The sequence below is a fragment of the Neptuniibacter sp. QD37_6 genome (assembly GCF_047778085.1).
Lineage (GTDB): Bacteria > Pseudomonadota > Gammaproteobacteria > Pseudomonadales > Balneatricaceae > Neptuniibacter.
In genome coordinates this window covers 3,541,464-3,556,132 of sequence record NZ_CP180550.1, presented here as the reverse complement: position 1 = coordinate 3,556,132, position 14,669 = coordinate 3,541,464, and the positions used below count along the sequence as shown (strand labels likewise).

At 46.6% G+C, this 14,669-nt stretch carries 12 protein-coding genes and 1 pseudogene; 3 read left to right on the top strand and 10 right to left on the bottom strand.

What is annotated here, in order from left to right; all coding sequences use genetic code 11:
- The first annotated feature begins 9 nt into the window (after window positions 1-9).
- Window positions 10-780, top strand: coding sequence for a hypothetical protein (locus tag ACMXYO_RS17050; RefSeq protein WP_415886330.1), 771 nt, complete (start codon window positions 10-12; stop codon window positions 778-780).
- Window positions 781-807: 27 nt separating this feature from the next.
- Here the strand turns inward: ACMXYO_RS17050 and ACMXYO_RS17045 are convergent, their stop codons facing one another.
- The gene (locus ACMXYO_RS17045) at window positions 808-1,380 is read right to left on the bottom strand and encodes a tetratricopeptide repeat protein (protein ID WP_415886329.1); all 573 of its coding nucleotides are present in this window, start codon (window positions 1,378-1,380) and stop codon (window positions 808-810) included.
- Between the two features lie 77 nt (window positions 1,381-1,457).
- Window positions 1,458-2,396 (bottom strand): NADP-dependent oxidoreductase, encoded by a 939-nt coding sequence (locus tag ACMXYO_RS17040; protein ID WP_415886328.1) that lies wholly within the window; start codon window positions 2,394-2,396, stop codon window positions 1,458-1,460.
- Between the two features lie 208 nt (window positions 2,397-2,604).
- Between ACMXYO_RS17040 and ACMXYO_RS17035 the strand changes: the two genes are divergently transcribed.
- On the top strand, window positions 2,605-2,829 hold the full coding sequence (locus ACMXYO_RS17035; RefSeq protein WP_415882917.1) for a hypothetical protein: 225 nt from the start codon (window positions 2,605-2,607) through the stop codon (window positions 2,827-2,829).
- A 9-nt stretch (window positions 2,830-2,838) separates the two neighbouring features.
- On the top strand, window positions 2,839-3,612 hold the full coding sequence (gene cysZ, locus ACMXYO_RS17030) for a sulfate transporter CysZ (protein WP_415886327.1): 774 nt from the start codon (window positions 2,839-2,841) through the stop codon (window positions 3,610-3,612).
- A 55-nt stretch (window positions 3,613-3,667) separates the two neighbouring features.
- Here cysZ and phoR read toward each other — a convergent pair whose 3' ends face one another.
- From phoR to ACMXYO_RS16990, 8 genes and pseudogenes are all read right to left on the bottom strand, one after another.
- On the bottom strand, window positions 3,668-4,987 hold the full coding sequence (gene phoR, locus ACMXYO_RS17025; RefSeq protein ID WP_415886325.1) for a phosphate regulon sensor histidine kinase PhoR: 1,320 nt from the start codon (window positions 4,985-4,987) through the stop codon (window positions 3,668-3,670).
- Between the two features lie 20 nt (window positions 4,988-5,007).
- On the bottom strand, window positions 5,008-5,703 hold the full coding sequence (gene phoB, locus ACMXYO_RS17020; RefSeq protein WP_415886324.1) for a phosphate regulon transcriptional regulator PhoB: 696 nt from the start codon (window positions 5,701-5,703) through the stop codon (window positions 5,008-5,010).
- A 124-nt stretch (window positions 5,704-5,827) separates the two neighbouring features.
- Window positions 5,828-6,727: a 4-hydroxybenzoate octaprenyltransferase gene (ubiA, locus tag ACMXYO_RS17015; RefSeq protein ID WP_415886322.1), complete on the bottom strand. Its 900-nt coding sequence runs from the start codon at window positions 6,725-6,727 to the stop codon at window positions 5,828-5,830.
- A gap of 177 nt (window positions 6,728-6,904) precedes the next feature.
- Window positions 6,905-7,252: a nitrite reductase small subunit NirD gene (gene nirD / locus ACMXYO_RS17010; RefSeq protein ID WP_415886321.1), complete on the bottom strand. Its 348-nt coding sequence runs from the start codon at window positions 7,250-7,252 to the stop codon at window positions 6,905-6,907.
- Between the two features lie 31 nt (window positions 7,253-7,283).
- The gene (nirB, locus tag ACMXYO_RS17005) at window positions 7,284-9,788 is read right to left on the bottom strand and encodes a nitrite reductase large subunit NirB (protein ID WP_415888119.1); all 2,505 of its coding nucleotides are present in this window, start codon (window positions 9,786-9,788) and stop codon (window positions 7,284-7,286) included.
- A gap of 150 nt (window positions 9,789-9,938) precedes the next feature.
- A pseudogene (locus ACMXYO_RS17000) lies at window positions 9,939-10,991 on the bottom strand (NAD(P)/FAD-dependent oxidoreductase); the annotation flags it as partial.
- 331 nt (window positions 10,992-11,322) lie between these two features.
- Window positions 11,323-13,044: a protein kinase domain-containing protein gene (locus ACMXYO_RS16995; RefSeq protein ID WP_415886319.1), complete on the bottom strand. Its 1,722-nt coding sequence runs from the start codon at window positions 13,042-13,044 to the stop codon at window positions 11,323-11,325.
- Window positions 13,045-13,184: 140 nt separating this feature from the next.
- Window positions 13,185-14,654: a NarK family nitrate/nitrite MFS transporter gene (locus ACMXYO_RS16990; RefSeq protein WP_415886318.1), complete on the bottom strand. Its 1,470-nt coding sequence runs from the start codon at window positions 14,652-14,654 to the stop codon at window positions 13,185-13,187.
- Window positions 14,655-14,669: the final 15 nt, after the last annotated feature.

Genomic DNA, 14,669 nt, shown 5'->3' with positions numbered 1-14,669 from the left:
GAGTATCTGATGCGTTTGATTCGTTATGTTTTGATGAGTTTTCTTTTTATCAGTGGCCATAGTGCTGCTGAGATAACCTCGATTGAGCATGCCATAAATACAGCTTCTCACCAGAGTATGTTGACTCAGCAGATGCTGAAGGACTATATGCTGATCGGCTTGTCTGTGCGTGGCCGCAAGGCAGAGCAAGAGTTAGCTGAATCGATCAAAGATTATGAAGAAGCTCAAAAACTGATTTTGGATTACGCCAAAACGGATGCTGAGAAACAAGCTTTAAAGCGTGCAGTTGAACAATGGGAAGTGATTAAGCCGCTTTATCTTGCCAAGCCAACACGGGAGAAGGCAACTGAAGTACGACAAGCAACCGAACTGCTGCTACAACAGTGGAGTGCGGTCACTATGGAGATTGTTGAAAATAACGATAGCCGCTTCGGTAAGCTCATCAGTACAGCTGGTTTTGTCCGCATGTTGGCGCAACGAGTGACTAGCCACTACGCGCTTCGTGCATGGGGGTTCCAAGATGAGTACAGCGAAGCCTTTATTAGCTCGCTGCAGCTATTTGAACAGAACAGGTCAGAATTGGAAGGCGACCCGCTTAATAATGCTCAGATCAAAGCTGAATTGAACAAAATCCAACGGGACTTCAAACGCTTTAAGGGCCTATCAGATTCAGCGTCGGATAAAGGCCGTTTAGCCCTAGTGGTGAGATCTGCAGAAAAGATCACTACCAGTATGGATAAAGTCACTGCGATGTATGTGTATCAGGGCTTGAGCTTTTAAAGCTTATTTAGCTATTTAGCGGCTTAACTACTGTGAAGCCTTAAGCTGTTCTAATTTCTCTTCTGAATACAGCGGGCCATTTTCTTCAGAGTAGAAATCTATTAATAAGCTTTTGGCTAGCAGTGCATCACTACTGTTGTTTTTGATTAGGTCTAATAAATATTCTTCAGCTAACAAGGGAGCTGGTTCAACACCATCACCTAAGTAAAGAAGAATGGATAAATTGTATCGAGTATCAATACCTAATTCTTTAGCTTTGGCCCAGGCTTTATAGGCTTTTTCGTTATCGGGTAATGGGGCATCATCCCCGAAGTACAAGCTACCTAGGTTTGCATAAGCATATTTGAATCCTTTCTGAGCTGCTGCTTGGTAATATTTCTCTGCCACAAGAAAGTCTAAGTTCACGCAGCTATCCGAAGAATGAAGTAGACCAAGTTTAAAATTCGCATAAGGAATACCTTTTTCAGAACCTGCTTTGTAGATTTTGACTGCTTCTTTACAGTTTCCAGAGGCTAATAATTTATCTGCGTCTTGTAGGGAAGAGGCGTAAGTGTAGTGTGTGAAAATCAATAGGGATAGAAGCAAAGATGGTCTAAGCATTTTTGTCGAATTAGTCCGTTAATTTGGGAAAAAGCAGGGTGCAATAGCGAAATCTATTGCACCACTGTTATGTGTTATTAGACAGTCAGAACTAGCTTGCCCTGTGTTCTGCCAGATCTGCTGGCATCAAAAGCATCGCCGACTTTTTCTATTGGATAAGTGTCCGCTAGTTGCAGCGCTAACTTACGGTCGGCATAAAGGCCTGCTAAGCGATCTAGTTGTTCGCTATTCGCTTCCACGCGGATGGGTTCAACTTTCACCTTCATCGCTTTGCCTGCTGCAATAACCTCGTCTTTGGTTACTGATGGCAGGGTTACCAGAGTACCGCCGGGTTTAACGCAATTAAGGGCTTCGATACCGATCTCGCCACCCATACCATCAATAACCAGATCGACGTTATCGATATGATCGGTGATTTTGTCGTTGTGGTAATCGATCACTAGGTCCGCACCGAGTGATTTCAAGAACTCATGGTTTTTAGCCGATGCAGTCGTTGCAACGCGCGCGCCCATCCATTTCGCTAGTTGAATCGCTAAGTGACCGACACCGCCAGCACCTGCCAGAATCACCACTTGCTGGGATGCCTGTAGGTGGCCTTTATCAAATAGCGCCTGCCATGCAGTTAGACCTGCTAAACCTAAACCTGCTGCCGCTTCAACTGGTAGACCTTCAGGGCGAAGGCTAATCTGATCTGCTGGAGCTGCAATATACTCAGCAAAGCAACCTGCTGCTTCAGGGAAGCGGATTAAACCGAAGACTTCATCACCGACACTAAATTCAGTGACATCATCGGCAACGGCTTCAATCGTGCCCGCAAACTCCCAACCTGGAACAAAAGGTAACTCGCCAATAAACGGCGCAGCACCACCACCCGAACAAGTTTTCCAATCGATCGGGTTTACGCCTGCGGCTTTGTTTTTGACAAGGACTTCACCTGAATTCAGTTCAGGTTTATCCAGTTCGGTATATTTTAAGACGTCGTTGGAACCAAACTGTGAAATTTGTATCGCTTTCATTTACTACTCCAGCAGCTGCGTAATACTAGCGTCGTTAATCTGCGCTATGGTCTGGTGGAAAAATAAGTTGCTCAACCAAGGCAGTGCAGCCGACTACATTGTTTTTTGGTACGCTAGGGAACCGTTTTTGGTTCAAAGGTCATCTGATCAATGAGCCATAAGCATAAAACGGGTTACTTTCTACTGGCAATAAGTAAAGGCGAATGTGATGTATCTGGCAATATTAGAGCAATTTTTATTTTGGGGTGGTTTGCTAGTATTTTTGGTTTCTCTAGCGATGTACGCTGGACGCACCAAAGACTTTAAGTCGCTGGTGGAATTTTGGAAACCTACCATGGATATGACAAAGCGGGAATTTAACGTAAATCGTGTGGGTCTTATGATGATGATAGGTGCCGTTGCGATTAAATTAATTGTATTTTTAACTTACTAAAAGGTATTTATGAAAGGAAATCCAGTAAGAGGTGGAAGCTATGTTTTACGGGGCTTGCAGATGTTGCCAGACCCAGAAATTCGTCCCTTTGTACTTGTTCCACTACTAACCAATATTGTGCTGTTTGTAACGGCGATTTGGTTATTGTTTAGTAACTTTGGCGCTTGGGTCGATAGCTTAATTACAACGTTTCTACCTGATTGGGAGTGGTTGCAGTTCCTGCACTACGTTTTATGGCCAGTGATGGCCTTGTTAGTTATCGTATTTGTTTATTACGGCTTCTCTATAGTCGCCAATATCATTGCTGCGCCGTTTAATGGTTTCTTATCTGAGAAAGTAGAGAAGCGCCTACGTGGTGATGTCGTCACTGATGACGGTTGGAAAGAGGTTATCGCGCTGATCCCAAGAGCGATTGGTCGCGAGCTTTCTAAGTTGGCCTATTACCTTCCTCGTGTTCTTTTTCTGTTGGTTCTGTCGTTTATTCCAGTGATCAACCTGATCTCGCCTTTCTTGTGGATCTTGTTCGGCGCTTGGATGATGGCGATTCAGTACTGCGACTATCCGATGGATAACAACAAAGTTAGCTTCAAGAATATGAAGCTGATGTTGAAATCTGATCGCCTAACGTCAATCGGTTTTGGTGGCTTGATTCAACTTGGCATGTTGGTGCCATTATTGAACTTGATCCTTATGCCTGCTGCGGTAGTTGGTGCAACCATCTACTGGGTCGAGGCCCATTCAACAACTGAGATCGATCTGGACCAAAAACGTCTGGAATCGTAAATAAAAAACGGCCTGCTTTGAACAGGCCGTTTTGTTATATCTCTTCAAAATAAGTTTAAGCGGAGTGTTCATCTTCCACATGAGACGGTGCGATCATCTCTGTTGGGAAATGGCAGGCAAAGGTGCTGCCTTTCCCTAGCTTACTCTTAATCGTTAGCTGGCCACCGTGACGCGCCAGCACGTGCTTCACAATGGCTAAGCCAAGGCCGGTGCCGCCACTGGCAGAAGAACGACTCTCATCCACACGATAGAAACGCTCGGTTAGGCGTGGCAGGTGCATCGCTTCAATGCCTGGACCTGTGTCTGTCACCGAGAAGTGACCGCCTTGTTCGTCGGTCCACCAACGAACTTCAATCTTGCCGTTCGCCGGGGTGTAACGCACGGCGTTAAATACCAGATTGGAAAAAGCACTGTGTAGCTCAATTTCTTGGCCGTTAAGGTCAAAAGCGTTGTCGATATCGAGCGTGATCTGATGATCTTTATCGAGTGTTTTCGCCAGTTGCTCCGCATCTTCAACAATATGAGTCAGGACGCTGAGGATCTGGATCGGGTGTTCGTCCGATGCTTGGTTACTGGCTTCTAAGCGCGATAGCAGCAACAGGTCTGAAACCAAGTTTTCCATTCGACGCGCTTGGTTTTGCATAGAGCTAAGACCGCGCAGTAACGGTTTTGGCAGGGCTTGGTCCAAGAAGGTCTCCAAGTACCCCCTAATTACTGTAAGCGGCGTACGCAGCTCATGAGAGGCGTTAGCAACGAAGTCTTGTCGTGTTTGTTCCAGACGCATCAGACGAGAGACATCACGAGCGACTAACAGACGGTCTTCATCACCAAAACGTGTGATATGGAACTGAATCTGAATATCATTGTGTGCAGGTGACGGTAGAGTAATAGAGTCGTTGTACTGACCGCGTTTGTAATAGCGAACAAAACGCGGATCACGCAGTAGGTTCATGACCGGCATACCGCGGTCCGATTCCTGATTAAGCCCTAGTAGATGGTTAGCAGACTCATTCCACCACTCTAAGTTGTGGTGTCTATCGATGATGATAATCGCATCGGAGAGAGCGGAAGTAGAGTCCTGAAAGCGCGAGATAATACTTTTTAAGCGATCTTCGCGCTTTTGACGACCACGCTGTAGGCGTGAAAGTTCATCAAAAAGCTCACCCCAATGGCCTGTGCACTCTGGTGGTTCCTGTTCCACTTCGGATTGGAACCACTGCATCAAACGATTGAATTGACGTGCCTGAAAGATGGCCCATACAAATAGGCTTAACGCTAATGCCCAACTTGGGTAACCAATTAATAGCCCCAAAGCAAAGGAGCATCCACTCACCAGCAATAAGCTGGTAAACATCGAGTGGCGGTTTTTGTGCATGGCTTTTCCTTGCTAACTAATCAGGCTACATCGGCAGAGAAGCGGTAACCCGTTCCTCTGACAGTTTGTACCAGATAGTCATGACGCTCGCCAAGTGCTTTTCGTAAACGACGGATATGAACATCAACAGTGCGTTCTTCAACGTAGACGTTACCACCCCACACCATATCCAGTAGTTGGCCGCGCGAGTAAGCACGATCTTGGTGTGTCATAAAGAATTGCAGTAGGCGAAATTCAGTCGGGCCAAGTTCGATTGGTGACTGATCAGAGGTGACGCGATGCGAAATAGGATCTAGGGTTAGACCGTCCACTGTGACTGGCTCTTCAATACCTTTAGGCGTTGTACGGCGCAGTACAGTTTTTAGACGAGCTACGAGTTCGCGTGGCGAAAAGGGCTTAGTGATGTAGTCGTCTACACCGGTTTCTAAGCCTTTAATTTTATTATCTTCATCGGTTTTAGCCGTGAGCATAATAATAGGGATATCGGCAGTGGTTTCATCTTTACGCAGACGGCGCGCAAATTCGATTCCACTCATGCCTGGCATCATCCAGTCCAACAAGACCATATCTGGCTTGTCATCCACGATCAGGCCGTGTGCTTCTGTGGCATTGCTTGCTTCAAAGCAGTCGTAGCCAGCCATTTCTAGCGCAACAGCGATCATTTCGCGAATTGGCGCCTCATCATCAACAATCAGGACGCGTTTGGATAGAGACATGCGTAATTGCCCTTTTCAACTCAATTTATCGACGCCAATATTAGAAGACAATAGTGTTACACAAATATGACAAGCGGTAACAATTCGCCATAAACAGTTAAAAAGTAGCTGATTTTAAGGTGTTTTACAGTAAATCTAAGGCTGCATAATGACCTGCAAGGCCAATAAAAATCGCTAAACCCGCGTAATGATTATTTAAGAAAGCCTTAAAACAGGCATCGCGCTCGCGATCTCTAATCAATAGTTGCTGATAAACAAATAGCCCGCCTGCCACAACAAGACCCACATAGTAGATCCAGCCCAGTTGTAACTTCATGCCCAGTAGTACAAATGTAAGTAGGGTAGAGGCCTGAAGCACGCCAATAATCACTTTATCAGCATCGCCAAACAGAATAGCGGTGGATTTCACCCCGATCTTAAGGTCGTCATCGCGATCCACCATGGCATACATAGTATCGTAGGCTACAGTCCACAGCAGCGTTGCTATATAGATCAGCCATGCGTAGGAGGGAACGGTTTCATTTACGGCGGTAAAAGCCATAGGGACCGACCAGGCAAACGCAGCGCCCAGTACCACCTGTGGTAGGTGGGTATAGCGCTTCATAAACGGATAGCAAGCTGCGAGTAAGAGGCCGCCACCGGATAACAGGATAGTGGTGAGATTGGTAAAGAGTACGGCAATAAACGCGATCAGCATCAATCCGGCAAACAGCACTAAGGCTTCTTTGGCGGTCACTATGCCTGCTGGAATAGGGCGTTGTGCGGTACGTTTTACATGACCATCAATTTTACGGTCAGCAAAGTCATTGATTACACAACCGGCAGAGCGGGTGAGGAAAACCCCAAGAGTAAAGATAATAAGGATGTCATAGCTTGGAACACCTTCGGCAGCAATCCAAAGTGCCCAGTAGGCCGGCCAAAGCAGTAGATAGATCCCAATTGGCTTTTCTACGCGCATAAGGCGGCTGTAACCAATCAGTTTTTCTTTGGTCGAAATCGGTGTTGAGGTGCTCGGTGAAGCCATGATCAAGCTCTGCTTAACAAGGTTTCGGTCATTCTACCTCTCCAGCTGGTCGCTGGAAACGCTGAGTTAATCTTAACTCGCGATGAGAGCGGTTACCCTCTAGTTTTCTCCTCTGTCGAGAGGAAAAACTGACTTCCCTGTGCAACCGTTCCATCTTGTATCTATAGCTACCGGTTATTACAGCATGATTTGAACCTGATCATCGACAACACGAGCAGGCCACACAGGTACGCTGACATCGGGTTCTTCGATGCAGGCGCCTGAGCTAAGTGAAAAGTGTTGTTTGTATAAAGGCGATGCCACCATCGGTTCGCCTTGTAGATCGCCGATTAAACCGCGAGATAGCACGTTAGAACCGCTAAACGGGTCGTTGTTACCTACAGCAAAGATCTCGTTTTCATACTCTGGGATATAGAACAGTGCGATCTGCTGGCCCTCATGCATAGCGGCTACGCCAGAATGAGGGATGAGGTCGTTTTTGCTGCATAGATCGATCCATTCAGCGCTGCTATTAATAGTCGTCATAATAAATATCTCCTAATCGCTTAATGGTTAGTTATGCAGGACGGATCTGATCACGTTCCATGATATGAACGATCTGCGGATCAGCCTGTTCTTCAGTGTTCACGAAAGTACGGAAACGTTTTAGTTTCTCTTCGTCTTCTAGGGTCGACTTCCACTCACACTGATAGGTCTCTACTACATGGCTCATTTGTGATTCGAGTTCTGCGGCAATCTCTAGTTTGTCATCGATTACCACTTCGCGAAGGTAATCTAGGCCACCTTCTAAGTTATCCATCCATACCGAAGTACGCTGTAGACGGTCCGCTGTTTTTACATAGAACATTAGGACACGGTCGATGTAGCGAACCAGTGTTTCGTCATCTAGATCGGTCGCAAATAGATCGGCGTGACGAGGCTTCATACCACCGTTACCGCAAACATAGAGGTTCCAACCGTTTTCGGTCGCGATTACACCTATATCTTTACTCTGTGCTTCTGCACATTCACGAGTACAGCCTGATACAGCAAATTTGATTTTGTGCGGTGAGCGCAGGCCTTTGTAACGGTTCTCAAGTTTGATCGCCATACCAGCACTGTCATTGACACCGTAGCGGCACCAAGTGCTACCTACACAAGATTTCACAGTACGTAGGGACTTACCGTAGGCGTGACCTGTTTCGAAGCCAGCATCGACGAGTTCTTTCCAGATCAACGGTAGTTCGTGTAGCTGAGCGCCGAATAGATCGACACGCTGACCACCGGTGATTTTGGTGTAAAGGTTATATTTCTTCGCAACCTGACCTAGCACGATCAGTTTGTCTGGCGTGATCTCACCGCCAGCAACACGTGGAACGATGGAGTAAGTACCGTTCTTCTGCATGTTCGCCATAAAGGTATCGTTAGTATCCTGTAGAGATACCAATGGCTCTTCCATGATGTGCTCATTCCAGCAAGACGCCAAAATAGAACCAGCCGTTGGCTTACAGATCTCACAACCTAGGCCTTTACCGTGTTTCTCTAGTAGTTCAGAGAAAGAGCGGATGCCTTCAACACGGATGATGTGATAAAGCTCTTCACGGGTGTACGCAAAGTGCTCGCAAAGGTCGGTATTTACCTCAACACCGCGTTTTTCTAGTTCGCAATCCACAACGCTCTTCAGCATCGCTGCACAACCACCACAACCCGAAGCGGCTTTAGTGGCATCTTTTACGTCTGCAACCGAGGTTGCGCCTTCATCGATAGAGCAGCAGATCTGGCCTTTAGTTACGTTTAGGCAAGAACAGATTGTCGCTTCGTCTGGTAGCGCATCTGGACCTAGTGCCGGTGCAGCCGAACCATCCAACGATGGCAGGATTAGACTTTGTGGCTTTTCTGGTAGATCGATACCGTTAAGCGCATATTGCAGCAAAGTATCATATTTACTGTTATCACCTACCAGTACTGCACCTAGAAGCTTAGTGCGATCTTCAGAGACAACGATACGGTAGTAAACCTGCTCGTCTTCATCAGAGTAGCGGTAGCTGATGCTGCCCGGTGTCTGACCGTGAGCATCACCGATAGAGCCTACATCTACACCTAGAAGCTTCAGTTTGGTACTCATATCAGCGCCAGTAAAGGCGCTGCCATCGCCCGCAATTGCAGCCACAGCTGTTTTAGCCATAGTGTAACCCGGAGCTACCAAACCAAAGATCTGGTTGTTCCAAAGTGCACACTCACCAATCGCGTAGATGTTTTCATCAGAAGTCCGGCACTGATCGTTAACCATGATGCCGCCACGTTCGCCAATCTCTAGGTCACTTGAACGTGCTAACGTATCTTGTGGACGGATACCCGCAGAGAAGAGGATCAGATCAGTTTCTAGGTGTGTACCGTCGCTGAAGTTCATGCGGTAGGTATGTTCTTCACCAGCAACGATCTCAGTTGTCGCTTTGTTGCAATGAACATCTACATCCAGATCTTCAATTTTATTTTTCAGTAGCTCGCCGCCATCTTCGTCTAACTGCACTGGCATTAGGCGGGGTGCGAATTCAACTACGTGAGCTTTAAGGCCCAGAGACTTCAGGGCATTCGCCGCTTCTAGGCCCAATAGACCACCACCCACTACAACGCCAACTTTGGCCGATTTCGCACATGCTTGGATCTTATCTAGATCTTCTAAAGTGCGATAAACAAAGCAGGCATCACCATCATTACCCGGAATCGGGGGGACAAATGGGTAAGATCCGGTCGCCAAGACCAAGGTGTCGTAGGGATATGTACCTTGTTCTGTGATGACCTGCTTTGCATCGCGATCGATTTGCGTAGCACCTTCACTCAAATGAAGGTTTACGCTATGACTTTCATAAAAGTTATCTTCTACCAGACACAGATCCTGATACGTGGAACCGCCGAAATATTCAGAAAGATGGACACGGTCATACGCTGCGCGATCTTCTTCAGCCAGGATGTGAACGTCATATTCATTCGCGCTCTCTCCTGTCACAAAGTTTTCGACAAAGTGGTGTCCTACCATGCCGTTACCAATAACGACTAACTGTTTTTTAGGGCTGTTTGTCATAGCGGAATTACCTATATTTTGTTCTTCGATAACCTCGTCGCAAAGAGGGCTGCCAAATAGCAGCTGCGATCTGCAGGCGCTCAAATCTGTGTTGTTCTTTAATTGGTCGAAATACCATTGGCCTTCACGTACATCGCCATACAAAACGGCACCTTTCAGGCGATTGTCTTGTAACCAAAGCTTTCGATAGTGGTTCAGCTTCAGATCGTGATAAACCAAGGTTTCGGTGTTTTCTTCGTCGCTTAAGTCACCGCAGGAGAACAGTTCCACTCCACTTATTTTCAGCTGAGTAGCAACCGCTTCTTCAACATACTGCGCTGACTGCTCTAATAGGGTTGCGGTCAGAATTTCGGCTTGATGCCAAATCGGTGCGACCAGACCGTAAGTAAATTGATCAAACTGGCAGCACTCACCTAGTGCAAAGATGTCGCTATCACTGGTGCGCATCTGGTTATCGACACAGATGCCACGCTCACAGGCTAAGCCGCTCTGTTCAGCGAGTGCTTTGTTAGGCGTTACGCCGATCGCAGTAATAACCAGATCAGCTTTGAGTTTCTCGCCGTCAGACATATGAACTGCTTGCACATGTCCGTCGCCAACGATGGCATCGGTAATCGCATCTAGGCGGAATTTAAGGCCGCGCTCTTCCAGAGAGTTCAATAGCATCGCGGCCGCTGTGCTATCTAGCTGGTTGTTTAGTAGGTAAGGTGCACGTTGCAGTACAGTGACATCCATACCCAAAACTCGAAGACCTTCTGCGGCTTCTAGACCTAAGAAACCACCGCCGATCACAACCGCATGCTTATGGTTTTCCGCCATCTCTTTCATGCGATCTACATCTTTCAGGGTGCGGAAATTCATCACGCCATCTAGATCTAGGCCCGGAAGAGGTACGCGAGTCGGGTAAGAGCCTGTAGCCATCACCAACTGGTCATACTCAACTTCGATACCTGATTGGCTAATAACTTTTTTGTTCTCACGATCAATAACTTCTACTGGATCGCCACTGTGTAACTGGATCCCCTGTTCCGCATACCACTCCTGTGTCAGCGTAATAATATTTTCCAGTGGCGCTTCACCGCTTAGTAGGTGAGATAACAAAACGCGGTTATAGCTGCCGCCGGGTTCTTCACCAAAAACAGTAATATCAAACTGGCCTGCCGCCGATTCGCTCAGGCATTGCAGTAGTCGGCCTGTCGCCATGCCGTTGCCAATAATGATTAGTCGTTTTTTCATCTCAAACCCAACGTCAAAAAATAAAAAAAGGCGTTATCCATTCAGTACTTCAGGAAAGTACTGATGGAGAACGCCTTTGTTCTCTTAGCCCGATTTTTGTAACTAAAACTGCAGAATTATCACCCCAACAGATATTTGTTACGCAATAGATATAGCAGGGGGTGTGCCAAGTTAATAAAGTTGTTAAAAAACAACATTTTGGGTGTTTTGTGCTTTCCTGCTTATGTTACTTAAGTTTAAAGATGAAGCACAAATTAGCTTAGATGAACCATTATGGTGCGCCGCAATAGGGAGTGGATCATTCCAGCAGGCTTAATAGCACCAGATTAGAGATCAGCAACACTCCGGCTATAAGCTTCCAAACCAATACAGGGTTTTTCTCCAATAACGGTTGGTGCTGAATCTTGGCTTCCAGTGCATGATTCGGACGGGTGAAATCTTTTTCGAATTCCGAGAATGCGTCATAGCGGAAACGCGGATTAGGTTGCAGCGCTTTGCGTAAACAGCCTTCGACCCAAAGCGGTAGATCTTTGCGATGGTGCAGAGCCGGAATATATTCCAGCTCGGCGTAGTTACCGATCTCTGCCGAAGAGGATGACATCTCCTTGTAGGGCAGTTTACCGGTGATCATCTCGTAAATGATGACAGCAAAAGAGAATAGATCCGACTTAAAACTGCCGGATTCTCCCATCAGATATTCAGGTGCGATGTAATCAACCGAACCTTGTGGAATCGCTTTATCCAGAGGTGAACTCATCTCCTCGATACCGGCTATTTTCGCGGTACCGAAGTCGATAATTTTTACTCGCCCATCCTGATTGATCATGATGTTTTCGGGTTTCAGATCCTGATGCACCATATCCGCGCGTTGGAACGCTCTTAGCCCTTGAATGATTTGCTTAGCGAGTTTGCGTACCTCGTCTAGCGGTGGATTGGGATTGTCGTTCATCCACTCGCGCAGGTTCATCCCCTGAATGTGCTCACCGACATAATAGAGAAACAGCTTTTGCTGTCGGCACGGATAGGTTTTCATCACATGGTGATGATCGATCCGTTGCCCCACCCACTCTTCGCGGATAAAGCCATCCAGATATAAGGAATCATCAGAAAAATTAGTTGATGGTGCTTTGAGTACGTATTGCTGGTGAGTTTCTCTGTCTTTCACCAGATACATATGGCTTCGCGTGCCACTAAAAATTAGGTCGAGTACTTCATAGCCATCGATCTGATTGCCTACTTTCATCACTGGGGGAATAGGCAATTGAGTCAGTTGTTGATGACTCTCTTCCAGCGATTTGACGGGCAGTTCATCGACACAGACGATCAGCGCTGTGAGGTTATCGTCACTGCCTTTAGCTAAAGCACTACTAATCAGTGTATCTGCGGCTTTTTCCGGATCAGAAAAGGCATTCGCGAGAATCTTTTTCATCTCGGCGCGGGTCAAAAAATCGTGCACCCCATCGGTGGTCATCAATAAGAGGTCGCCATCATTGAGTGGTCGAGTGGAATAATCGACTTCTAAATGGCGGTCGCCCCCTAAAGCCCTAGCTAAGTAACTATGCCCACCCGATTTTCGCACATGATCCTGACTCAACTGTTCCAGCTCTCCTTGCTGGAAGTGATAGATGCGTGAATCTCCCACATGGAACATGTGTAGGGTGTTGGACTTAATCACCAAGGCAGAGAAGGTACAAAGCATATTGTCCTGCTCGTGATGGCTAAGGTTATTCTCTTTGTGTAACCAGCGGTTTAAGGCTGTCATTACGCGGGATACAGAGTTTCGTACACTCCAACTGTGGGGGGTACTGAAATAGTCCTGCATAAAACTGGTGACACTGGTTTGGCTGGCGATATGGGAATTTGCGCAGCTACTGACACCATCGGCGATAACTGCCGCAGCCCCTTTAAACTCCCGATCTGCATTGTCTGGAATATGAGCTGCAAACGCATCCTGATTGACGGGTTTTATCCCCGCAATTGATTTACCGCCAAAGCGTATAGATAACGTTTTATTACTCATATTCATGCCTATCGCAGAATCAGAAAAGCAGCCCAATCAGATTGGGCTGCGTAAGTTTTGCCTCTCTCTTAAAGGCAAAATTGCTACGAGCTCTTTTATTTAAGTCGCTTGCCTTTTCTATGGGCAATAAAGAGTACAGTTTATGAAACTTTAATTAGTTCCACTGTACCGTCTTCATTTACTTCCGCCATGTGACCTTTTGGTTCTTCTAGCAGTAGTAGAGCCAAGAAACCAAGTACAGCAGTTACTGCGATCACTGTGAAGAAAGTAGAGTAATCAACCATAGATAGTACAGTTAGATAGAACACTGCACCGACGTTACCGTAAGCACCTGTCATACCTGCAATCTGACCCGTCAGACGACGCTTGATCAGTGGTACAACCGCGAATACAGCACCTTCACCCGCTTGTACAAAGAAAGAGCACGCCATCGCAGCAGCAACGGCTAGGAATAATGGCCATGTGCTATCAATCATAGACATAGTTGCATAACCTGCAGCCAAACCAGCCGTTAGGATCAATAGTGTTTTCTTACGACCAAAACGGTCACTGATCCAACCACCACCTGGGCGGGACATTAGGTTCATGAATGCGTAAGCAGAGGCTAGAAGACCTGCGTAAACCATATCTAGTTCGAATACTTCAGAGAAGAACAGTGGCAGCATAGACACAACCGCTAGTTCAGAACCGAACGTCGCGAAGTAAAGAACGTTTAGTACCGCAACCTGTTTGAATTTGTACTGCTCAACTTCAGGAACCGGCTTCTCAAAGATCTCTTTGTTAACGTTGTAGGCACTTACGCAATCGTACACAAGGATCGCACCTAAGCTCACGTAGATCGCAACGGCAGCCATATCAGAAAGGATCGATACGCCTGCTGGAGAAAGCTTCCACGTTAGCAGAGAAAGAGCAGCGTACATTGGAATTTTCATAATCAGCATGAAGACGAAGTCACCTTTGCTGGTGACTTCCATACCGCCAATTTTCTTCGGTTTGAAGTAAGTAGAACCTTTTGGTGTATCGGATACGTTTTTGTACCAAATAAAGCTGAATCCAAGACTCATTAAACCAGTAAGACCTACAGCATAACGCCAGCCGTCGTCACCACCGAATATCAAAGCGAGTGTTGGTAACAACATTGCGGCAGCAGCGGAACCGAAGTTACCCCAACCGCCGTAGATACCTTCTGCAGTACCCAACTCATTTGCAGGGAACCACTCACTTACCATACGGATACCGATGACGAAGCCCGCACCGATAAAGCCTAGAAGGAAACGTGAAATTGCTGCCTGAGCAAAGTCAGTCGATAGGGCAAATAGGAAACATGGAATACTGGCGATAAACAGTAGCGCAGCGTAAGTGATACGAGGGCCGTATTTATCGGTCAGCATACCGATGATGATGCGCGCAGGAATGGTTAGCGCAACGTTAAGAATAAGAAGTGTTTTTACTTCAGCTGGCGTTAGGCTCAGTGATTGGGCAATCGCACCCAGTAGTGGAGCATGGTTGAACCAGACAAAAAACGTAATAAAGAATGCCATCCAGCTCATGTGCAAAATTTTCATTTTGCCGCTGAAAGCAAAAATATTTAGCTTTCCTGAGTCGTTCATAATTAGGGCCCTCGT

Coding starts and splice junctions, on each gene's coding strand:
- ACMXYO_RS17050 (WP_415886330.1), top strand. CDS start 10: ATGCGTTTGATTCGTTATGTTTTGATGAGTTTTCTTTTTATCAGTGGC.
- ACMXYO_RS17045 (WP_415886329.1), bottom strand. CDS start 1,380: ATGCTTAGACCATCTTTGCTTCTATCCCTATTGATTTTCACACACTAC.
- ACMXYO_RS17040 (WP_415886328.1), bottom strand. CDS start 2,396: ATGAAAGCGATACAAATTTCACAGTTTGGTTCCAACGACGTCTTAAAA.
- ACMXYO_RS17035 (WP_415882917.1), top strand. CDS start 2,605: ATGTATCTGGCAATATTAGAGCAATTTTTATTTTGGGGTGGTTTGCTA.
- cysZ (WP_415886327.1), top strand. CDS start 2,839: ATGAAAGGAAATCCAGTAAGAGGTGGAAGCTATGTTTTACGGGGCTTG.
- phoR (WP_415886325.1), bottom strand. CDS start 4,987: ATGCACAAAAACCGCCACTCGATGTTTACCAGCTTATTGCTGGTGAGT.
- phoB (WP_415886324.1), bottom strand. CDS start 5,703: ATGTCTCTATCCAAACGCGTCCTGATTGTTGATGATGAGGCGCCAATT.
- ubiA (WP_415886322.1), bottom strand. CDS start 6,727: ATGGCTTCACCGAGCACCTCAACACCGATTTCGACCAAAGAAAAACTG.
- nirD (WP_415886321.1), bottom strand. CDS start 7,252: ATGACGACTATTAATAGCAGCGCTGAATGGATCGATCTATGCAGCAAA.
- nirB (WP_415888119.1), bottom strand. CDS start 9,788: ATGACAAACAGCCCTAAAAAACAGTTAGTCGTTATTGGTAACGGCATG.
- ACMXYO_RS16995 (WP_415886319.1), bottom strand. CDS start 13,044: ATGAGTAATAAAACGTTATCTATACGCTTTGGCGGTAAATCAATTGCG.
- ACMXYO_RS16990 (WP_415886318.1), bottom strand. CDS start 14,654: ATGAACGACTCAGGAAAGCTAAATATTTTTGCTTTCAGCGGCAAAATG.